This window comes from Ursidibacter sp. B-7004-1, assembly GCF_053654055.1.
The window spans coordinates 46324-66773 of the sequence record NZ_JBSIUP010000012.1; the positions used below are offsets into that span (position 1 = coordinate 46324).

Consider the following 20450-nt stretch of genomic DNA (forward strand, 5'->3'; position numbering starts at 1 on the left):
TTAAGCCTTAGGAGCACCAATTGGTAATACAGTACGACCAAAACTTTCGTTAATAATTTCTGCCGCTGCTAAATAGAATGCTAGCAATGCGGTTAATAAACCAAAGTTACCGCCAATATGGGTAATTGCGTGGTTGCCTGTAAAATCACCTGCTGCTAATAAGTAGAAAGTAATGGTTAAGGCTAAGAAAATAGCTTGTAATGCACGAGGTTTTGTTAATGTACCAATAAACATCATTAACGTGAATGTACCCCAAACCACTAAGTACCAACCGATAAATTCAGGTGATACGGTTGAAGCGAAAAACACTTTGAATAATGCAAATGACCACCAAAATGCACCGTAGCTGGTAAATGCAGTAAAACCAAAAGTGTTACCTTTTGAGAATTCAAACATTCCAGCAATCATTTGAGCTGTACCGCCGAAAGCAAAACCCATTGCAAGGACTAATCCAACGTTATCGCCAGAAAAAGTACCATTATTGATTAAGCTAAGTAACCAAGTTGTTAAAGCGAATCCACATAAACCTAATGGACCCGGATTTGCTGTTGCTGTATTGTGAGCAGACATTAAAACCTCTATTTGTTATTTGTTCTAAGTAAATTCCAGTATTTTTCGTAGATTTCGACAGCTTCGCCGACATCACTTTGTAAAATACCTTTTTCAATTTCTTCAAGGGGTGGAAAAACTAGTGGATCATTGACAAGGCTTTCACTTAATAACGCTTTGACGTTTTCGTTTGGCATTGAGAATCCCATTGTTTCGATCACCTCTTTTGCACTTTCAGGACGCAGCAAGAAATCAATAAATTTATGTGCTGCTTCCTTATTTTGGGCATTTTTAGGAATTGCGTAATTATCCATCCAAACAACTGCCCCTTCTTTTGGGAATACAAATTGAATGTCTGGATTTTCGCTTTTCGCACGATGTGCCGAACCTGTCCATTGCATACCAATATCCACTTCACCTTGTAAGTAAGGCATTTCAGGGGAATCTGAGTTAAATACAAGTACATTCGGCACAAGTTTTGTTAAACGCTCATAAGCGGCTTTAATTTCGTTCTCGTCTGTGGTATTCGGTGATTTACCGTCTAACAACAAGGCGATATGAAACACCTCACGAGCATCATTCATTAGCAATAATTTGCCTTTGAATTCTGGTTTCCAAAAATCACCCCAGCTAGTAATACTTTGCGGATCGATTGCTGAAGCATTTACCCCTATGCCTGTTAAACCATACACATAAGGGAGAGAAAATTTATTTTCAGGGTCAAACGGCTTACCCATCAACGCCTTACTGACATTAGCGAAATTACTTAATTTGCTGTGATCAATTTCTGCTAACATTCCTTCCTTTGCCATTTTTCCAACATAATAGCTTGAAGGGAAAACAATATCATAGCCTTTACTATCAGCTAACTTTAGCTTAGAGTACATCTCCTCATTACTTTCAAAGGTTGAGTAGATAACCTCAATTCCTGTTTCTTTCGTAAATTGTTCCAAAAGAGATGACGGCACATATTCCGTCCAGTTATACACATACAATTTTTCTGCTGCTTGAGCAGTGATGGCAAATAGTGCAACAGATGTTGCGATAAGTTTGGTTAAAAACCCACGACCTAATTTGATCAACTTTTTGTCCTCTGTATAAAATAAAAAAACTGCCATAATTTGCAAAAATTATAGCAGAACTAACCGCTTGCGATTATACCCTAAAATTAATCAGTCTTAGGGTAAATTTTTTAAATAAAATAAAAGTTATTTTGAAGTAGTAATTTTCGAAAAAATATACCCCAATACAGTACCTAGAATCGCAAAAGGCAACCATTCCATTGAGTAAGTATTTAATGGTAACTGAGATATAAATTCAACTTTTGCTACTGATGCGATGGCTACCACTGTAACAAAAATAATCGGTAAGCGTTGAGCTAATTTAGGCAACGGTATAACTAGATTAACTAGCAGAACCAGTAACGCTGTCATTGAAATAGGATAAAGCACCAACAGTACAGGTACAGATTTACTAATCACAGCATTTAACCCTTGATTTGCTAAACCAAAACCGATGAGCGTAAATAAAACTGCATAGGCTTTATAGGGAATTCTTGGGAATACACTATGGAAGTAGGCTGAAGTTGAGACCACTAAGCCAATAGCGGTAGTTAAACAGGCTAATGTAACAATTAAACCTAGAAGACTACGCCCCAACTCACCAAAGGCTTGATTTGCAGTGGTATTGAGAATAAATGTGCCTAAATGCTGACCTTTGGTTGCAACATCAGCGACTATATCTGCACTTAATGGAATTTTATAGCCAATCCAACCAATAGAAATATAAATCACCGCAAGTGAAATGGCTGCGATCAATGCAGCTAAGGTAGTTTGTTTGATAAGTGAGCTATTAGCTTGAGCTTTCGCCTTGATACCATTGATGACGAGTACGGAGAAAGCAAATGCGGCTAGTGCATCCATTGTTTGATAGCCTTCAATAAAACCTGTAAAAAATGGTGTCTCCAAGGTTTTTACTTCTGTCGTTTCTACATTTGAAAAGATCATTATCGCACGAATAACTAAGGCTATAATAGCAATTAGCAGAGCAGGTGTAAGAATTGCCCCAATACGATCAACCATTTTGGTTGGATTTAAACTTACCCATAACGTAATTGCAAAATAACCAACGGTAAACAATAATAATGATGTAGGGCTAGTTTGTTCTAAAAATGGAGTAAGAGCGATGTCATACGCTGTTGCGGCTGTGCGTGGAATGGCAAAGAAAGGCCCAATTGTTAAGTAAATAGCACTTAACAGTAATAAAGAAATAATTGGACTAATATTTTCTAAGGCTTTTTTATAGCCACCGTCATAATATGCTGCAACAATGGTTGCAACTAAAGGTAAGCCAACACCTGTTAGAACAAACCCGCTAATCGATGTCCAAAAATCGACACCACTATCAAAACCTAGTTTGGGTGGGAAAATTAAGTTACCTGCCCCAAAGAAAACAGCAAATAACATAAAACCTACCACAAGGGTATTTTTATTCATTATAAAACCTCACAAAAACGCAAATTGCGTACTATCCACTAAAAATAAATAAAATAAAAACGATGAACCAATTCAAACTGAATTGGTTCATTTGCTAATTAATCAATTATATTGATATAAACTAACCGCTTATAGCGATTAGTTCATATATAAACCACCATTAACGTGAATGGTTTCACCGTTGATGTAGCCAGCATCATCAGAAGCAAGGAAGGCAACTGCTTTGGCAATATCCTGAGCAGAACCTAATTTACCAGCAGGAATTTGACTTAAAATCGCATTTTTTTGATCTTCGCTTAATTCATCTGTCATATCTGTTGCAATAAAGCCAGGGGCTACCACGTTTACCGTAACGCCTCGAGATGCAACTTCTTTTGCTAATGATTTTGAGAAACCAACCAAACCTGCTTTAGCTGCGCAATAGTTTGTTTGTCCAGGGTTCCCCATTGAGCCTACCACTGAACCAATCGTAATGATACGTCCGCCTTTTTTCATCATCGGGCGTAATACCGCTTTAGATAAACGATAAACGGACGTGAGATTAGTTTGAATAATATCGAACCAATCGTCTTCTTTCATACGCATTAACAAACCGTCACGCGTAATACCTGCATTATTGACAAGAATATCAATATCACCAAATTGTTCTTTAATTTGAGCGAGTACTTGTTCGATAGATTCAGCGTCAGCAACGTTTAACACTAAGCCTTTACCTTGTTCACCTAAATAAGCTGAAATAGATTCTGCTCCTTTTTCAGATGTTGCTGTCCCGATGACGAAAGCACCTTTAGACACTAATTCTTCTGCAATTGCTCGTCCAATTCCACGAGTTGCACCCGTTACTAATGCGATTTTATTCTGCATATATGTTTATCCTAATTGATTGATTATTCTCTCTTTCAAAAAGCGAGAAAAGGTAAATTAAAATTCGATAGCCTCAAAGGTTGCGACATCATTGACTGCTTTTGCCGAAAGTTCTTTGACAATGCGACTTGTTAAACCTGTTAATACTTTATTCGGCCCGATTTCATATAAAGTTGTAACGCCTTCTTGTGCCATTTTTTCAACACTTTCTGTCCAACGAACAGGGCTGTAAAGTTGGCGAACTAAAGCATCACGAATTTTATCTGCATCACTTTCTACCACAACATCAACGTTGTTGATAACAGGCACAAGCGGTGCGTTTAATTGAATATTTTGCAATGCTTGAGCTAGTTTTTCAGCAGCTGGTTTCATTAAGGCACAGTGAGATGGCACGCTAACAGCTAATGGTAATGCACGTTTTGCTCCAGCTTCTTTACACAATTCGCCAGCACGTTCTGCAGCTGCTTTTGTCCCTGCGATCACAACTTGTCCTGGTGAGTTGAAATTCACTGCCGAAACAATTTCGCCCACTTCTTGTTGGGCTTGTTCGCAGGCTTTGATGATTGAATCATTGTCTAAGCCGATAATTGCAAACATTGCCCCCGTCCCTGCTGGTACAGCACTTTGCATTGCTTGTCCACGCAGTTCAACTAGCTTAATCGCATCTTGGAAATCTAACACACCAGCACAAACTAAGGCAGAATATTCCCCTAAACTATGTCCTGCCATTACTGCAGGTTTTTGCTCTGGGAATTTCTCTTGCCAAATACGATAAAGTGCCACTGATGCAGCTAATAAAGCAGGTTGTGTACGTTGTGTTTGACCAAGATCTTCAGCCGTTCCATTTTGAACAAGATCCCATAAATCATAGCCGAGAACATCACTCGCTTGTTTAAAAGTTTGTTCAACAACTGGGTAAATAGGTGCAAGATCCGCTAACATTCCAACCGCTTGCGAACCTTGTCCTGGGAATACCATTGCAAATTTAGACATTTTTTATCCTCTTGTTTAATTTCTGAATTTTTCCCGTTTTTATGACGAATAGAGATTGAGCTAATCAGTTAATCCGCTGAATAATATAGCTTACCGATTTCAATCTTTTGGCGACCATTTGCTTCACGCCACTTATTTGTATCTCTTAATGAATAGACACAGCCACAGTATTCTTGTTGATAAAAACGCTCACGTTTGCTGATTTCAATCATTCGTTGTGAACCACCGCCTTTACGCCAGTTGTAATCCCAATAGACTACATCATCATATTTTTCAGCGGCACGATGCCCACAACCATTGATTTGGTTCATATCTTTCCAACGAGAAATCCCTAAACAGCTCGTAAATACAGGGAAACCATTTTGATGAGCATACTCCGCCGCTTTTTCAAAACGCATATCAAAACACATTGTACAACGAATGCCACGCTCAGGTTCATCTTCCATTCCCTTTGCACGATCAAACCACTCTTGGCGGTCGTAATCAGCATCAATAAAAGGAATACCCCATTTTTCAGCAAAGCGAATATTTTCTTCTTTGCGGATCAAATACTCTTTCAATGGGTGAATGTTCGGGTTGTAAAAATAGATGGTAAATTCAATCCCTGATGCGTGAATGGCTTCCATCACTTCTCCAGAACAAGGGGCACAACAAGAGTGTAGCAACAATTTGTTATGTCCATTTGGCAGTTCTAATTTTTCACGCACAAAAGGTGCATTCGGATCTTTGCCCTTACGGGTCTTTTTGATTGGTTGTTCAGTCATAGGTATCACTTAAAATTCTAAAAAAATATCGGTATTAGTAACTTCTATCCACCGACAAATACGCCAATGAAATCAATGCTTGTTTATATTCATTCTCAGGTAACTCTGCAATCGCATCAACGGCTTTTTGGGCTTCTTGTTTAGCACGTTGCATTGCGTAATCAAGGGAACTATGTTCCGCCATAATCGCCAGAATTTCATCAAGGGCTTCACGTTTTCCACCTTGCTCAATCGCTTCACGAATAAGGGCGGATTGCTGTTCGTTACCGTTTCTCATTGCGTGTAAGAGTGGTAAGGTTGGTTTGCCTTCGGCTAAATCATCACCGATATTCTTGCCTAATTTCTCCGCATTGGCACTGTAATCTAAAATATCATCAATTAACTGGAAAGCCGTACCGAGATAACGCCCGTACTCTTTTAATGCTGTAATCAAGCGAGCATCTGCCCCAGCAACGATCGCAGCACACTGCGTTGCTGCTTCAAACAGGCGAGCAGTTTTGCTGTAAATAACCTGCATATAATTTTCTTCAGTCGTGTCAGGGTCATTAACATTCATCAGTTGCTGCACTTCACCCTCTGCAATCACGTTAGTTGCATCAGACATTACCGCTAAAATATCTAAGGACTGTAAACTTGCCATCATCTGAAACGCACGAGTATAGATAAAGTCTCCAACTAATACGCTGGCTGCATTACCAAAACGGGCATTGGCTGTTTCACGCCCACGACGCATATCTGATTCATCGACTACATCATCGTGCAATAACGTTGCGGTATGGATAAATTCCACAAAGGCGGCACAGGTAATGTGCTGTTGCCCTTGATAGCCTAAAGCGTTAGCCGCTAACACAGCGATTAACGGGCGAATACGTTTGCCTCCGCCACTAATAATATAATGCCCAAGTTGGTTAATTAGGACGACATCAGAATTAAGTTGATTCAAAATTGCGTGATCAACAGCTTGCATATCTGCTTTGGCAAGTGCAGAAATCTGTTCAAGAGTAAGTTGCTTTGTCATTGATGAAATCTTTTGATAATAAATAAGGCGAGATTTTACCTTAATGTGTAGATTGGTTCAAAATAAGAATGCAACCAAGCGGTCTGTTCCGATGAGAAATTTGTAAAAATAGTCATACTAAGGGATTTTATGAGTAAAAAGTACCAGACTGATGACAAACCTTAATTTGTTGATTTAATGAGTGGACGCCAAGCGTGGCGTCTCTACACAATAAAAATAAAATTTTTATTTTTCAATTGGTTATAATTCTTCTTTGTAGGGGCACCACGCTTGGCGTCCGAATGAAAAAAGACTTTGTCAATAATCTGAAGGACGCTGAGATCATCCTACTATGGATACTTATTCTGTTTCGCTGGAGGGTGTTGGATTAAGCGGTTCAACCTTAGCGAGTTTTACCATATTATCGTTTACTTCCAAAATCGTAACTTTCAGATTTAACAAGGTAAATTGCGTATCTTCATCGGGGATTTTTTCTAAATGTTCCAAGATCAAACCATTAAAGGTGCGAACTTCATCAACGGGTAAATTCCAGTTAAAGAGTTTGTTGAGATCACGCAAGTTTGCAGAACCTTCGATCAAGACAGAACCGTCAGATTGTGGTTTGACTTCTTCGTCTAATGTTGGTGCGGCAGATGTGGTGAATTCTCCCACAATTTCTTCTAAAATATCTTCTAGCGTAACCAAACCTTTAATATCGCCATATTCATCAACCACTAGCCCGATACGCTCTTTATTGGTTTTAAAATTCATTAACTGCGTAGTTAGTGGTGTGCCTTCGGGGATAAAATAGGCTTCATCAACAGCACGAACAAGCATCTCTTTAGTAAATTCATTACGCTCTAGCATTAGACGAAAGGCTTCTCGAACACGCAACATTCCAAGAATACTTTTATCCATATTGCCTTTGTAGATCACTACGCGAGCGTGTGCAGCACCTGTGAGCTGACGCATTATGGCTTTCCAGTCGTCATCAATATCAATTCCACCAATGTCATTGCGTGGAACCATAATATCGTCCACTGTTACTTTTTCCATATCTAAGATAGAAACAAGCATATCTTGGTGAGTAGTTGGAATAAAACGTCCTGCTTCAAGTACCACACTGCGTAACTCTTCACTGCTTAACCCTGATTTTTCAGATTTACGAATATGTAAAATTTTCATTAAACCATTGATGATCAAGTTCATTAAGAAAACGATAGGTAGCATCAGCTTTTGTAGAGGCATCAAAATATGACTTACCGTAAAACCTATTTTTTCAGGATAAATTGCTGCAATCGTTTTGGGTAGAATTTCAGAGAATACAAGCATCACAAGTGTGAGCAAACCTGTTGCAATCGCTACTCCAGCATCACCAGAAAGTTGTAAACCGATCATACCTGCAATGGTAGCGGCAGCGTTATTGACAAGATTATTACAAATTAAAATAAGGCTTAATAGCGAGTCGGTTTTACCGAGTAATTTTTCTGCTTGTTTTGCACCACGATGACCTTTTTCAGCCAAGTGTCGCATTCGGTAGCGGTTTAAAGACATTAGCCCTGTTTCAGAGCCAGAAAAAAATGCGGATAGAATTAAAAGAATAGCAAGGGCAATAAATAAGCTACTCAGGGGGATACTTTCCAACGTAAAATTCCTATGTTCGTTAATCAAATAAGCGGTTAGATTTAAGGGAATTTTTGTAAAAAATAGAGAGAATCTAACCGCTTCCTAAACCGTATTTATACGATACGGCTGCCAAAGTAGGCAAATGTAAGTAGCATCATACCCGAAATTGAGTAAATTAGCACCCGATTTCCACGCCAGTGCAGTTTCCATTGCCCTAATAATAAAATGCTATACACAATCCAAGCCATAAACGAGAAAATAGCTTTGTGAATTTGTTCTGGTGCTAGGAAGTTCTGCAAATAAATCATTCCTGATGTGAGTGTTAGGGTTAAAAATAGCTGTGCTACTAATGTTAGCGTAAAAAAATGGCGATTTACGGTCATCAATGGCGGTAATACTGGGGAAAGTGCCTTTTTCTTGCTTTTTAAGCGACTATCTAGCCATTTCAATTGGAAAGCATAGAGTAGTGCAATAAAAAAGAGAGCATAGGAAAAAATTGCAATAGCTAAATGAAACATCAACCCTTTGTTTTCAGCAATTTGCTTAATAAAACTGCCTTCAACAAAGGTTGATAAGGTAACGTGGATCATTCCTATCGCATAAATAATAGATAGTGGAAACCAAATGGTTTTCCATCGAAGTAAGGCTAAAGTGGCTACCCCACTAATACTAAGGCTAATTAGTGAGCCGACATTCATTATTGTGAAATTTTGCCCTTCTCCAATAAACAGGAGCTGTGAAACATTAACTGAATGGAAAATAACTGCAGTCAATCCTAACAGAAAGACTGCTTTTACATTAAGTTTTTGACTGGTTTCCAAATGAGCTAATGTTGGCGTAATCCATAACAATGCACCAAGATAAGTCAGAATGGCTAATATAGCGAATAACATTTTGAATGCCTAAAAAATAAGAATAGTTTTCAATAGAATATAACGTTATCAGTTTTTCGATTTTTTGGCTACGATATGGATCAAAAATTTATCTGCTCGTATTCAAAAATCTTTATCCTTGAAATTGTTAATACAGGGGGCAAACCAAACATCGTTTGTATTTTCCCTAAGGGGAGAGAAATCGGTATTGATATTAGGATTGCACATTTTGCAACACTTTCAAACGGTGAATTTTTTAAGTCGTTAAATGTGTTTAAAAGATAGATATTCTATTGAACGAATTATTGGCAAACTTATTTAATTGAGGGCTAAAGCTCGCCAAACAATTCTTTTATCAATTAGACATATCCATAATTCATTAAGCGTTGATAGCGACGGTCAAGTAATGATTCTTGATCTAACGGAGCAAGATCGGCTAAATCATCAAGTAGTCGTTGTTTTAAGTTTGCAGCCATTTCATCTACATTACGGTGTGCTCCACCTAGTGGTTCAGGTACGATGTTGTCGATGAGTTCTAACTCTTTTAAACGTGGAGCAGTTAAGCCCATTACTTCGGCTGCCGTAGAGGCTTTATCAGCACTTTTCCATAAAATAGAGGCACAGCCTTCAGGTGAAATAACAGAATAAGTACTGTACTGTAACATATTCACTTTATCGCCTACACCGATAGCTAAAGCACCACCAGAACCACCTTCACCAATAACAGTACAAATTACTGGTACTTTTAAGGTTGCCATTTCACGCAAGTTACGAGCAATGGCTTCAGATTGTCCACGTTCTTCTGCTCCAATCCCTGGATATGCTCCTGGAGTATCAATGAATGTAATAATTGGTAGATTAAAGCGTTCTGCCATTTGCATTAAACGTAATGCTTTACGATAGCCTTCAGGGGCTGGCATTCCGAAATTGCGTTTCACTTTTTCTTTGACATTACGTCCTTTCTGATGACCTATGACCATTACTGGGCGACCTTCTAAACGAGCAATACCACCTACAATCGCTTTATCGTCTGCAAAGGCACGATCACCTGCAAGTTCATCAAATTCTGTGAAGATTTTTTCAATATAATCTAAAGTATAAGGACGGCTAGGGTGGCGAGCCATTCGGGAAACTTGCCAAGCATCAAGATCAGCAAATGTTTTTTTGGTTAATTCTTCGCTTTTCTTTTGTAAACGTGCAATTTCATCATCTAAGTTGATTTTATCGTCATTGCCAACGGCAGAACGTAACGCATCAATTTTTGCTTCTAATTCGGCAATCGGTAACTCAAAATCTAAATATTCTTGGTTCATAATTTTTCCTATCTGTTTTCGCAGAAATAAAACTGCCGTATTCTATCAGTGATTTTCATCTCAAGCGGTTTATTTTTACGATTTTTTGCAAAAAATCTGACTGATCAGACCGCTTATTCAAATTTAACTTACGCTAAATTGCCCCATACAACCTTTATCTCTCAACATTAAATCGGTAACACCGAAGGTAAAAGGCAAAGTATCGGTCGCAGAATGCTCAAAGCGAACAAGCAAGGTAATCTCTTGATCTTTTTCCAACCAAACAGTATCTCGCCACGCTAGTTGTTGAATTGGGTGTTTCTGGCGATTTTTTGTTTCGATGATAAATTTTGCCCCTTGTAAACTAAAACCGATAGATTCATTACTGGTTAAATACCAACGTTCTACGGTATCTTTTTGAACGGTAAAATCAATTCGTTTAGGATCAAAACGCTGTTGGTTGATTAAGCGATCAAAAGGACGTAAAGTAAATTTACGCTCTTGGGCAATCTTCAAGTTAAAATCGTTTTTATCAAATGGCGGTAAGGTTACATTTGAATGTAATGCCGAAGGCAAACCTTGTGGACGAAATTCCACCACAACATTATCAATCAATTCATCATCATTTTCAAAAAGCTGTTCGATTTTGTAAAAAAATCCACGTTTCTGACCGCTTATTAGCGAAATTTTTTCCCCTTCATTGAGATCTATAAGTAATTCTACTCGTTCTGATGGAGCAAGAGAAATAGAGCTAGTTTCAATTGGCTCTGCAAAATAGCCCATTCCCGTAGCAATAAGATAAAGGGGTTTATCATTATCTAAGCGTAAATCATAGCGACGTGAGAGAGACGCATTCACGATACGTAATCTCACCCAACCTCGTGGTACTTCACAATAGGGGGATTCTTGCCCATTAACGAATAAACGTTTGCCAAAGAACTGTGGTGCTTGGCTATCCATAACTTGCACTCCCGCACTGTTTGTGAGTTGGTCTTGTAAGATCAATGGAATATCATTTACGCCATATTTGTTAGGGAGCTGGGCTTTGCGACTCTCGCTATCTTCAATAATCCATAAACCTGCAATACCACGATAAACTTGATAAGCGGAATTAAGCATTGTGTCTGCTGAATACCACGCTGTACACGCAGGCTGATTGATTGATAATATTGGTGACCAACTGCTATTAGGCTCAAATTGACGATGAATAGAGCCGATCATCTCCGTAGATGCTAATAGCCCTTGAATATTCACCGACAGTTTTTGTGGAAGACTATTTGTATAAGTCAGTTTTACAAAATCGCCTGATTTTACTCGTACTGTTGGAGCTAGATAATGACCGTTTACCCCCCATACATCAACTAACTTACCTTGATCAAATTGAGTTTGAGCGGAACGAAAATCTAAACGCACAGGTCGTCCTCGCCCAATATCAATTAAAGGTGGAATTGTTAATGCTCGGCGAGTTTTCGCCCAAAGTGTATTAGGGGTTAGAGCGATTCCACTTGAGATCAGCGTTCGTGAAAGGAATTGTCGGCGTGAGAGTTTCATCTTAATTACCGTTCTACTTTTTTTGTTCTAATTGAGCAACTTCTTGGTCTAATTCAGCTAACTTATTTGCCATTAGCGTATGGCATTTTTCAATGAGTTCTTTAATATTTTCTCGGTTGTAGCCCGCAGTATCAATCGGTTCAAGCATTTCACAAATCGCAGTGCCATTATCCCAGCGATTTAAATCAATTTTATTATGTAAACTAGAGCAGACTACTGGCACAATAGGTACGCCTGCGGCAATCGCTGTATGGAATGCTCCTGTTTTGAAAGGCAATAAACCACGCCCACGACTTCTTGTTCCTTCAGGAAACATCCAAATTGACACTTGTTGCTCTTTTATAATCTCTGCGACTTTATTCATTGTGTTGATAGCACTACTACGTTTTTCTCTATGAATAAAAATATTGCCCGTTGCCCAATAAACCAAACCAAAAAACGGAATCCAAATTAAACTACGTTTCCCTACGCTGACGGTTCTTGGAGGTACCATTGATGCAATAGATAACATATCGTAATTATTTTGATGGTTGCCAATATAAATAGCTGGCTGAACCTCGTTTTGCTTACCACGAATAATCAATTTAAGACCAACTAAGCGATGGAGAGAACCAAAAGCTCTTGCAACAACACCAACAGAACTCGGGTGGCGTAAGCGAATTAAGGCATAAATTGTACCAACTAAACAGATTGCAATAGCCGCAATAACAACAGCAATAACACGCAATAACTTCAACATAATAAAAACCTTTGAATAGAAAATTAGGGATAAAGTATAACGAAAATCACTGAAATTACCATAAACAAACGTGATTGATTTACGTGGAATCAATTTAAGTGAACAACATAGATTGTCAGTAGCAAGAACCCATCGAAGTGATTTTTAGCTGATTTTAGATTGAGATGCAGTAGGAATCCCCTGACTTTAGGCAGGGGAGAATGTCAAAAAGATCATTTACGCTCTTCTATTTGTTGCAAAATATCCAAAAACTCTTGAGGTAAATAAGTTACCGCTTTTGCTTTGATTTCTTCTGGCACGCCTTGATAAAAGGCTTCTGCAATTGAACCTGTAATTGCAGCAATAGTGTCAGAATCGCCACCTAAAGATACTGCAAGACGTATTGAATCTTCAAAATCTTGGCTTTCTAAAAAAGCAATAATAGCCTGTGGCACACTCCCTTGACAGCTAACATCAAACTGATAGTTAGGACGAATTTCATCGCAAGTCTGATTTAAGTTATAGGCAAAACGCTGTTCAATAAAGTCTTTAATAAACGCCTTATCTTTACCTACTCTTGCAAAATAAATTGCCGAAGCCACCGCTTGTGCCCCTTTAATGCCTTCTGGGTGATTATGCGTAATCTCGGCAGATTGTTTTGCCCGCTCTAATACCGTATCAATATCATTGCAAAGCCAGCCCACTGAAGAAACTCGCATTGCTGAACCATTCCCCCAGCTGTTATAAGGTGCAGGAATAACATTCGGGTTTAACCAACGAACAAAAGTACCACCGTAGCCAGTATAAGGATATTTATTTCCCCATTTACGCACTATCGCAACAAGATCATCTTGGTAATTGTTCAACGCCCATTCTGCAATAGCGATAGTACAAACCGTATCATCAGTAAAGCAACATTCAGATGTAAATAATTCAAAATCGACACCTTTATAATTATTAAATTCAAAACGTGAACCAATAATATCGCCTGTAATCGCTCCAAACATATATTTTCTCCTATTTAATGAAAGTGGTTGTTTCTCTATTAAATCTGCTGTTATACCTGTATTTTCAATGGTTTGAGTAAATTGGTTCATACAATTTTCAAAATCCATTCCCCAATTATCATTTTCAATGGAATGATTTAATTGAAATTCTGTATTAGGCATCGAGTTTTCAAACTGAATTTTAGATAACCCAAGCGATAAATAGATGCCATTTATTTTATCGAGAGTTGATATAAATTTCTCTAATTCTTTTTGGCTTTCTTTTTTTAATTTGTTGAGTTCTTTTAAACAATCTTTTCTTTGCCATTCAATCGCTTTTCGAGCAATCCAATTTTCATCACCAAAAGCCATTTCACATTGAACTGCTTTTAGTCTTAACGGTGGTGTATCTAACAAATATCTAGCTAATTTAACGCTAGATAACAAGAGTTCTATTTGAAGACGGTCTAGCTCTTTTTCTTTCTCTGTTTTATCTGATAGAGATGGGGTTATATCTGTCATATAGCATTCCTCTGTGGTAAAAGTACTGTTTTGTAATAAGTCTATTGTTACCTAAGAGGAATGTTTATGCACGTCAGGTTGTGTCGTGGGGAAAATTTTTTCTAAATTTGAATATATTACACTTTTTAAACTGCTAGCCACCTTGTATAAATATTACAAAATAGTTTGATGCTACTAGACCAACGTGCAATAAAATCATATAAATTCACTTGCTATACTGTATTCAATTGGATACATTTGTACAAGTAAATCAAAGGAAAAAATAATGGGAACAATTAAACTTAATGATGAAATGGTAGAAAAACACGGCTTACGCCCTTTTGATGTGGTTGAGTTTTTAAGTGATGAAGAAACTATTCAAGCCTATTTAGCAGAAGTTATTAAAGAGGGCGACCAAGATGAGTTTTTAGAGGCTTTAAATGATGTGGCTAGAGCTAGAGGAATGACACAACTAGCCAAAGACACAGGACTAGGAAGAGAAAGCCTATATAAAACCCTAGCAAAAGGGAGTAAACCGAGATTAGATACTATTCAGAAAATACTAGGTGCATTCAATTTAGTATTAGTTCCACAAGTTAAAAACATTTAATTGTAGAAGATCAGGCTTAATCCGACAGATACCTTGACCCTAAATGGAAAACTGTCAAATTGGGGTTGATCTTCTACACACTTGCACAATTAGAGCTTTGGGGATTTTTTTAGAAATGGTGAAAATTGAATTTTTTCAACAAAAGATAATTTTCGAGTTACTGTTTCTTCGCCACATTTAGGGCAATTACCATAAAAGACAAGTACAACATCAGAAGTCATCAATACATCACTTTTCCAATCACATTTTGGGCAACATTCTCTTAATGGTTCATTAAATGGCATCATAGCTTTTGATTTCCTTTTAGTTACTCATTACTTTTTCATCTTTTACCACAGGATAAAACGGCTTACCCCAATCGATTTCAGAGTGATTTTCCATCATAATTTGTAACATTGCTGGAATGAGCAGTTTTAACACATTACAACCATCGCGTAATTGTTCACGATTAACTCGACTATTGTAAGTAGCACCACCGTGAATAATTTGGTTTCGTAATGTATAAAGGCGACCAAACATCACATCTAAAATACGCTCTGTCTTTTGATTTTCTAAAGCGGAGAAAAAACGTTCACGCTCTTTTATCTCTAATTTTAGGTACTCTTTTTCTGGGATTTTTCCGTTATGAAAATCCCAGAAAAGTTGGAAAACATCGGATTTAATTATTGATCCAAGATGCGATATTCTCCCTCAATAATCAAGCCTTCTTTTTGCCACTCATTAAAAGCCTGCCTACGTTCAGCAGTTTGTGCATTATCATCTTGAATTGCTTTAAACTGTTCTTGCAATTCTACATATCGTGGGAAAAGTTGCCCAACAAAATTATCATCATTTAAGGATTTTAGTAAACCTTGTCGCTGTTCTTCTAACATAACAACAATTTCTGTAATCATTTCTTTAAATTCACGTTCGGCTTGTGCTTTTTTATGAGAATCCCACAGTTCTAATGCAACACCAGCAACAGCAACAAAGGCATTAGCTTTAGCAGCAAAATTAACCGCACCCCAAGGTTTAAATTTTAGGTATTTCGCCAAATCTACGCCCACCATTTTACCCACTGAAACAATACCATCTCGTGCAGCTAACACATGGGTATTGGTTAATTTTTGCTTACTTAACAAGCCCAAACCTTTACTCATAAGTGTTGAACCAACCGAGGTTTCAAATCTACTCATTTCATTATTAAAATCCAAGCTGATTCTTTGCAATGAACTACTTACTACTTGGCATTGACGGTCAAATTCTTGTTCAATTCGTGAATTTAGAATAATGCCATCTTTACCTAATTCACTTTCATAAAAATCAGCAAATGTTGTTAAATCTGTTCCTTTTGCTTGACGAATTAAACCTGTGAAATAATCTAGGACAAAGCCTTTTAACCCTGTGCGTACATGACTAATCTTAGCTTCCATAGGTTTTAATTCAGAGCTTAAGTGCTGAGTAACATCAGCCAAATGTTCCAATTCAATATCAAGCGTCTCTTGTGTTTTCTTTACTACAGGTAACTGCTTGCCCAAAATATCTTGAATCATGCTTTTTTGTGCTTCAAACACAATCGGTATAACACCACCATTTTCCTCAATGGTTTGACGAGTGGCATCTTGAAGCATTTGAATTCGTGATAATTTTTTGAATTCCTCTAAATTATTTAGCCAATAATCAGTCCCTTCCCCAAAAGGATTTGCTGATACCCCTACGATTTTAATTTGTGATATTTCTTTTTCAGTTAAACCAATCATGGTTTTAAGACGACCTAAAACATTTTCTATTTTAGTTTTCAAGTTCTCACGATAGTCCCAATCATCTTCCACATCTGCCACTTCGTCAAAACGACTCAATACAAAAACCGTTCTTGGTAGCAAGTTCAAGTCACGAAACAGCCATTGTAAATCTTCTTGATGACTTTCTTTAATTGGATTAGTTGAGTTCATGACATACAAAACCAAATGTGCTTCGCTCACATACTTCTTGGTTATTTCTTTGTATTTTTCAATCTGCCCTGCACTGTTATGCTGTTCTTTAAAGCCAAATAATCCAGGAGTGTCGATTAACTCAATTTCATTATCTACAGTATAAATCCTCACCTCATTTGAAGACTCTTGTTGGCTAATATTCATACTTTGGTCTAAGCGCTCTAACCAAGCAGATGCAATAGAGGTCTTACCTTCAGAAAAACCACCAATTAAAGCCACTTTTAAGACATTACCTTCAATTGACTTGGTTGCTGTTTGAAGTTTTTCCAATAAGTCAGGATTAGGATTCAAGCCAAACTCACGACCACTTTCAATAAAATGACTTAATTTTTTCAACATCTGTTGAGCTTTTTCTTGTTGAATTTTGAAGGTATTAAATGTGCTAGACATGTTCATGCTCCTTAAGATTTAATGCGTTGAGAAACTAATTGCAACTCTTTTTCAGCAGATTGCAAAACTTGTATCACCGATTCATATTGCTTTAGTGGTGTTGCCAATTCTGTAATAACAGGTTGCATTTGCTCATACATCCCCTGCTTAGTCTTGGATAAAATGTTATTTAATTCAGGCTCAATTTTTGATTTGGCATCGCGTATGGCTTTATCTGCTTCTTTGCGTTGCTGGGATTGCTTATAAGAAGAACTAAAAAAACCAATAACTGATTTTGCTGTACCTATAGCTGCCCCCAATAATGCTAACACCCCACCGACAAAAGCAACTGTCCAACCAACAGGGTTACTTGCCAATGCAATTACACCTGTTACAAGTCCAATACCACTTGCTATTAACCCTCCCAATTTAATTCCGTTATCTATCTTGATATCCATGTCAAATTTATTTAGAACAAATGCATTGTTTTGTAGATCTGCAATATTCTTTAAATGTTTATTGGCGCGGTTTACAATTTTTGTAACTTCCTCTTCAAAATTTTGAGCTTCTTCTTCAATAATACCACGCACATTATTTTCCAAAGATTTAGCTTGCGATTCCATTACGCTATTTAAATGACTTTTGAAACGGTCGTTACTAATGTCTGATTCAATAGCATCGTAAATTTGTTCACTAACTTTACTTTCAAATTGACGAATAATTTTGCTTCCCGCTGAATTTAAACTTCCTTCAAATTGCTCTAACAAAACCCTAATTTGTGTTTGGGAGTGTTGCACTGCACTGCGGATTTCTTTTCGCCTATGATTAAATTGATGATTTAATTCCGCTAATTCAGAAATAGCATTATCTAAAACTTTGCCGGCTTTATTTAGATTTGAACGTTTAATTTTGTTACGATAATCGCCAATAATTGAAGAAGATAACTTTTCAACAAAATGATTCAATCCGCTTAATTCCAATACTTCTTGTTTAGATGAAAAGCGTTCTAAAAATTTTCTTTGCTCATTAGCTTCTTTGCTACCAGGAACCACGCATTCAGTCAAACCTAAATAAGCAGGTCTTGCACTTACCACTAAACTTTGACAATATTTTTCTTTCAACTCAATTTTAAGTTTGCGGTCTAATGCTTGCAAACCGTCCTTCTCACCCGGTCCGATTAGTGGCACTTTCAACTGACGTGGGTTATTAACTGCATGGTTATAAATTGTCCAGACTTCAGTTTGTACCCCCAAATGCTCTTTTATTTTTTCAAGCGTTCCTTTTTTACCCTCTTCGCCTTCGTGCGTTTGAGGTGGGCGTGGTGTTCGTGTTACATAAAAGACTGCATGGGCTTTTTTTACAGCTTCTTCAATAGGCTGACGAACAATACTTTCATCACCTTCAATACCTGGTACATCAATTAAAGAAAATTTCTGACCGTTATAATTAAAATCAAAAGAGGTATTGTCTCGAGTGAAGTCCGAACGACCATCACCAATGATTTGACCATCTGCAAATTGCTTTAAGAGTTCGGCTTCTTTTAATAACCGCTCATTTTCACTTTCCGCTTTCTGCTTAATCTGTTGCAAAAGTTTTAATTCTTGCTCACATTGTTCAGCTTCTTTTTGTTTTTCCTGTTGAATATCATTTAATGTTTGTTTAGCAATAACCAATTCTTTTTTTTCTTTTGGTGCAACAAGCCAAGAAATAATACGTTGCCAAAAACTTTGATTGACTCTAATTTCCGCCAATAATTCTGTTAATTGCTTAATTTCTATTTCTGCATTTATCAAATATTCGGCATATTTTTGATTAATCTGATGTAAATCAGCTTCAACATTCTTAATTGCCTCCTCGCTTTCCATAATAGTTTGACGGATTTTGTCAAATGATTCTTGTGTTAATCCACTTTTTTCCGCTTGAATTTTAAATTGGCGTTGGCTTTCTAATTTCGTTGGTTCTTTGAGTAGTAAACGTAAAGCTTCAATTAGGGTAGATTTTCCTGCATTGGTTTCTCCGTAAAATGCAATCGTAAAACGCTCCCATTCACTTAAACGTATTAACTCATCATATTCCTTTTGAATTTGTGTGTTTAAGGTGTTTAGGTTATTAACAGCAACACTAATATCTTGTGAAATTTCTTTACTAGAATTTTGATGACCTAATTTTTTGATCACTTGAGAAATCTGTTGTTGTAACTGCTCATAGATTAAATTGGATTGTTCTTGCATTTTATACTTCCTATATTTGGGTTCATAAGCTAAAAGTTATCTAGGACAATTCCTAATAATTAGTTGATTAATAAGTAATTTTTTAAATTATATTCCATTTTTGCTTGTAATTCACTGGGGCTAACAATCGTCAAATGGGGGATCCAATATTGCACAAGGGGGACGATTTCCATTTCGTTGATATTTTTACAGGAAAGGAGTAGTCCGCCGTCATCTAGTCGGTGTAATAATTGTTGGTTAGGCAGTAAATTGCGGCGTAAAAAATAAGGAGCGGCAATTTTGTTCACTTTTACGACCACTTCGGCAATTTGGTTGCCGTGAGAGATGCTGTCGTTTTGTTTAATCTCTTCTATAAATTGTTGATTAGGTTCGAAAGTTTGATCAAGCACTTTAAGTTTGCTGATCTGTTTAAAGCAAAAGGTTTTTTGTTTGTCTTGATCGGTGCCGAGTACATACCAAATACCGTTTTTGTTGATCAGTGCGTAAGGGGCAATTTGGTAAAATTTTCCGTCAATCTGACCGCTTTTGATGTAATCAAAGTGGATAAATTGGTGTTTTTCAATGGCGGAATGAATTTGATTAAAGGCGTTTTCTAAGCCACTAATGTCTTCATATTCAAAGCCTTTAATGCGAATGCTATCAACCAGTTTTTCTTGGAAGAATTGGCGATCAATTTTAGGGAAAAGATCAGCGATGCTGGCGAAACTGGCAAAGCGTTCAATTTCGCTTTGGTTGAATACGCCTAATTTTGAGCGGTCAATTTGGTAATAACGTGGGCCTTGTTCTTTCCATTCTAAAAAAGAAAGGCGTTCGTTGATATCACGTTGAATGGTGCGAATGGAGCAATCAAATTCCCCTGCTAATTCATTGATGTCGATTCGTTCTTGCGTATTTAATTGCGAGAGAATAAACGCTAAACGTTGTGCGAGTAGATTGTTCTTTTTCATTTTTTATCTTGTCTGAGTTGCTTATGGAGCTATATTAAAACAGTCATATTGAATTAGCACGTCAGGTTATGTCGCTTATTAAAAATTTTTCAAAAATATAGGAAAAATTTTC

At 37.3% G+C, this 20450-nt stretch carries 19 protein-coding genes; 1 reads left to right on the top strand and 18 read right to left on the bottom strand.

What is annotated here, in order from left to right; genetic code table 11:
- The 13 genes from ACWIW0_RS05715 to ACWIW0_RS05775 all read right to left on the bottom strand — a co-directional run bounded on the left by ACWIW0_RS05715 (nucleotide 1) and on the right by ACWIW0_RS05775 (nucleotide 14229).
- Nucleotides 1–570, bottom strand: a complete 570-nt coding sequence (locus tag ACWIW0_RS05715) for an acetate uptake transporter (protein WP_454447029.1) — start codon at nucleotides 568–570, stop codon at nucleotides 1–3.
- An 8-nt stretch (nucleotides 571–578) separates the two neighbouring features.
- On the bottom strand, nucleotides 579–1667 hold the full coding sequence (locus ACWIW0_RS05720) for an extracellular solute-binding protein (RefSeq protein ID WP_454447030.1): 1089 nt from the start codon (nucleotides 1665–1667) through the stop codon (nucleotides 579–581).
- 90 nt (nucleotides 1668–1757) lie between these two features.
- Nucleotides 1758–3044: a branched-chain amino acid transport system II carrier protein gene (gene brnQ / locus ACWIW0_RS05725; RefSeq protein ID WP_454452566.1), complete on the bottom strand. Its 1287-nt coding sequence runs from the start codon at nucleotides 3042–3044 to the stop codon at nucleotides 1758–1760.
- A 138-nt stretch (nucleotides 3045–3182) separates the two neighbouring features.
- Nucleotides 3183–3908, bottom strand: coding sequence for a 3-oxoacyl-ACP reductase FabG (gene fabG, locus ACWIW0_RS05730; RefSeq protein WP_454452567.1), 726 nt, complete (start codon nucleotides 3906–3908; stop codon nucleotides 3183–3185).
- A gap of 57 nt (nucleotides 3909–3965) precedes the next feature.
- Nucleotides 3966–4901 (bottom strand): ACP S-malonyltransferase, encoded by a 936-nt coding sequence (fabD, locus tag ACWIW0_RS05735; RefSeq protein WP_454452568.1) that lies wholly within the window; start codon nucleotides 4899–4901, stop codon nucleotides 3966–3968.
- A 68-nt stretch (nucleotides 4902–4969) separates the two neighbouring features.
- Nucleotides 4970–5665, bottom strand: coding sequence for an epoxyqueuosine reductase QueH (locus tag ACWIW0_RS05740; RefSeq protein ID WP_454445838.1), 696 nt, complete (start codon nucleotides 5663–5665; stop codon nucleotides 4970–4972).
- Between the two features lie 34 nt (nucleotides 5666–5699).
- On the bottom strand, nucleotides 5700–6683 hold the full coding sequence (gene ispB, locus ACWIW0_RS05745; protein ID WP_454452569.1) for an octaprenyl diphosphate synthase: 984 nt from the start codon (nucleotides 6681–6683) through the stop codon (nucleotides 5700–5702).
- 339 nt (nucleotides 6684–7022) lie between these two features.
- Nucleotides 7023–8306 carry an HlyC/CorC family transporter gene (locus ACWIW0_RS05750; RefSeq protein WP_454452570.1) on the bottom strand — a complete coding sequence of 428 codons (1284 nt, stop codon included), beginning with the start codon at nucleotides 8304–8306 and terminating at the stop codon, nucleotides 7023–7025.
- Nucleotides 8307–8401: 95 nt separating this feature from the next.
- Entirely contained in the window at nucleotides 8402–9181 is a 780-nt protein-coding gene (locus ACWIW0_RS05755; RefSeq protein ID WP_157393745.1) for a cytochrome C assembly family protein, read from the bottom strand.
- 338 nt (nucleotides 9182–9519) lie between these two features.
- Nucleotides 9520–10473 carry an acetyl-CoA carboxylase carboxyl transferase subunit alpha gene (accA, locus tag ACWIW0_RS05760; RefSeq protein WP_454443584.1) on the bottom strand — a complete coding sequence of 318 codons (954 nt, stop codon included), beginning with the start codon at nucleotides 10471–10473 and terminating at the stop codon, nucleotides 9520–9522.
- A 123-nt stretch (nucleotides 10474–10596) separates the two neighbouring features.
- Nucleotides 10597–12003, bottom strand: coding sequence for a multicopper oxidase domain-containing protein (locus ACWIW0_RS05765; protein WP_454452571.1), 1407 nt, complete (start codon nucleotides 12001–12003; stop codon nucleotides 10597–10599).
- A gap of 13 nt (nucleotides 12004–12016) precedes the next feature.
- Nucleotides 12017–12742, bottom strand: a complete 726-nt coding sequence (locus ACWIW0_RS05770; protein WP_454452572.1) for a 1-acylglycerol-3-phosphate O-acyltransferase — start codon at nucleotides 12740–12742, stop codon at nucleotides 12017–12019.
- A gap of 212 nt (nucleotides 12743–12954) precedes the next feature.
- Nucleotides 12955–14229 (bottom strand): ADP-ribosylglycohydrolase family protein, encoded by a 1275-nt coding sequence (locus tag ACWIW0_RS05775; protein ID WP_454452573.1) that lies wholly within the window; start codon nucleotides 14227–14229, stop codon nucleotides 12955–12957.
- Between the two features lie 265 nt (nucleotides 14230–14494).
- Between ACWIW0_RS05775 and ACWIW0_RS05780 the strand changes: the two genes are divergently transcribed.
- The gene (locus tag ACWIW0_RS05780) at nucleotides 14495–14818 is read left to right on the top strand and encodes an addiction module antidote protein (RefSeq protein ID WP_454452574.1); all 324 of its coding nucleotides are present in this window, start codon (nucleotides 14495–14497) and stop codon (nucleotides 14816–14818) included.
- A gap of 89 nt (nucleotides 14819–14907) precedes the next feature.
- Here the strand turns inward: ACWIW0_RS05780 and ACWIW0_RS05785 are convergent, their stop codons facing one another.
- From ACWIW0_RS05785 to ACWIW0_RS05805, 5 genes are all read right to left on the bottom strand, one after another.
- Nucleotides 14908–15105 (bottom strand): hypothetical protein, encoded by a 198-nt coding sequence (locus ACWIW0_RS05785; RefSeq protein ID WP_454452575.1) that lies wholly within the window; start codon nucleotides 15103–15105, stop codon nucleotides 14908–14910.
- A gap of 16 nt (nucleotides 15106–15121) precedes the next feature.
- A complete protein-coding gene (locus tag ACWIW0_RS05790; RefSeq protein WP_454452576.1) occupies nucleotides 15122–15337 on the bottom strand; it encodes a hypothetical protein in 216 nt (71 codons plus the stop codon).
- Between the two features lie 143 nt (nucleotides 15338–15480).
- Nucleotides 15481–17181 carry a LeoA/HP0731 family dynamin-like GTPase gene (locus ACWIW0_RS05795; protein WP_454452577.1) on the bottom strand — a complete coding sequence of 567 codons (1701 nt, stop codon included), beginning with the start codon at nucleotides 17179–17181 and terminating at the stop codon, nucleotides 15481–15483.
- Nucleotides 17182–17192: 11 nt separating this feature from the next.
- Nucleotides 17193–19391 (bottom strand): hypothetical protein, encoded by a 2199-nt coding sequence (locus ACWIW0_RS05800; RefSeq protein WP_454452578.1) that lies wholly within the window; start codon nucleotides 19389–19391, stop codon nucleotides 17193–17195.
- Nucleotides 19392–19450: 59 nt separating this feature from the next.
- On the bottom strand, nucleotides 19451–20338 hold the full coding sequence (locus ACWIW0_RS05805) for a helix-turn-helix transcriptional regulator (RefSeq protein WP_454452579.1): 888 nt from the start codon (nucleotides 20336–20338) through the stop codon (nucleotides 19451–19453).
- Between the last annotated feature and the right edge of the window lie 112 nt (nucleotides 20339–20450).

Bases quoted from the DNA above. Each gene is read 5' to 3' on its own strand.
- ACWIW0_RS05785 (WP_454452575.1), bottom strand. From the start codon at position 15,105: ATGATGCCATTTAATGAACCATTAAGAGAATGTTGCCCAAAATGTGAT.
- ACWIW0_RS05790 (WP_454452576.1), bottom strand. From the start codon at position 15,337: ATGTTTGGTCGCCTTTATACATTACGAAACCAAATTATTCACGGTGGT.
- fabG (WP_454452567.1), bottom strand. From the start codon at position 3,908: ATGCAGAATAAAATCGCATTAGTAACGGGTGCAACTCGTGGAATTGGA.
- ACWIW0_RS05765 (WP_454452571.1), bottom strand. From the start codon at position 12,003: ATGAAACTCTCACGCCGACAATTCCTTTCACGAACGCTGATCTCAAGT.
- ACWIW0_RS05755 (WP_157393745.1), bottom strand. From the start codon at position 9,181: ATGTTATTCGCTATATTAGCCATTCTGACTTATCTTGGTGCATTGTTA.
- ACWIW0_RS05780 (WP_454452574.1), top strand. From the start codon at position 14,495: ATGGGAACAATTAAACTTAATGATGAAATGGTAGAAAAACACGGCTTA.
- fabD (WP_454452568.1), bottom strand. From the start codon at position 4,901: ATGTCTAAATTTGCAATGGTATTCCCAGGACAAGGTTCGCAAGCGGTT.
- ACWIW0_RS05720 (WP_454447030.1), bottom strand. From the start codon at position 1,667: ATGGCAGTTTTTTTATTTTATACAGAGGACAAAAAGTTGATCAAATTA.
- accA (WP_454443584.1), bottom strand. From the start codon at position 10,473: ATGAACCAAGAATATTTAGATTTTGAGTTACCGATTGCCGAATTAGAA.
- ACWIW0_RS05740 (WP_454445838.1), bottom strand. From the start codon at position 5,665: ATGACTGAACAACCAATCAAAAAGACCCGTAAGGGCAAAGATCCGAAT.
- ACWIW0_RS05775 (WP_454452573.1), bottom strand. From the start codon at position 14,229: ATGACAGATATAACCCCATCTCTATCAGATAAAACAGAGAAAGAAAAA.
- ispB (WP_454452569.1), bottom strand. From the start codon at position 6,683: ATGACAAAGCAACTTACTCTTGAACAGATTTCTGCACTTGCCAAAGCA.
- ACWIW0_RS05795 (WP_454452577.1), bottom strand. From the start codon at position 17,181: ATGTCTAGCACATTTAATACCTTCAAAATTCAACAAGAAAAAGCTCAA.
- ACWIW0_RS05805 (WP_454452579.1), bottom strand. From the start codon at position 20,338: ATGAAAAAGAACAATCTACTCGCACAACGTTTAGCGTTTATTCTCTCG.
- ACWIW0_RS05800 (WP_454452578.1), bottom strand. From the start codon at position 19,391: ATGCAAGAACAATCCAATTTAATCTATGAGCAGTTACAACAACAGATT.
- brnQ (WP_454452566.1), bottom strand. From the start codon at position 3,044: ATGAATAAAAATACCCTTGTGGTAGGTTTTATGTTATTTGCTGTTTTC.
- ACWIW0_RS05715 (WP_454447029.1), bottom strand. From the start codon at position 570: ATGTCTGCTCACAATACAGCAACAGCAAATCCGGGTCCATTAGGTTTA.
- ACWIW0_RS05770 (WP_454452572.1), bottom strand. From the start codon at position 12,742: ATGTTGAAGTTATTGCGTGTTATTGCTGTTGTTATTGCGGCTATTGCA.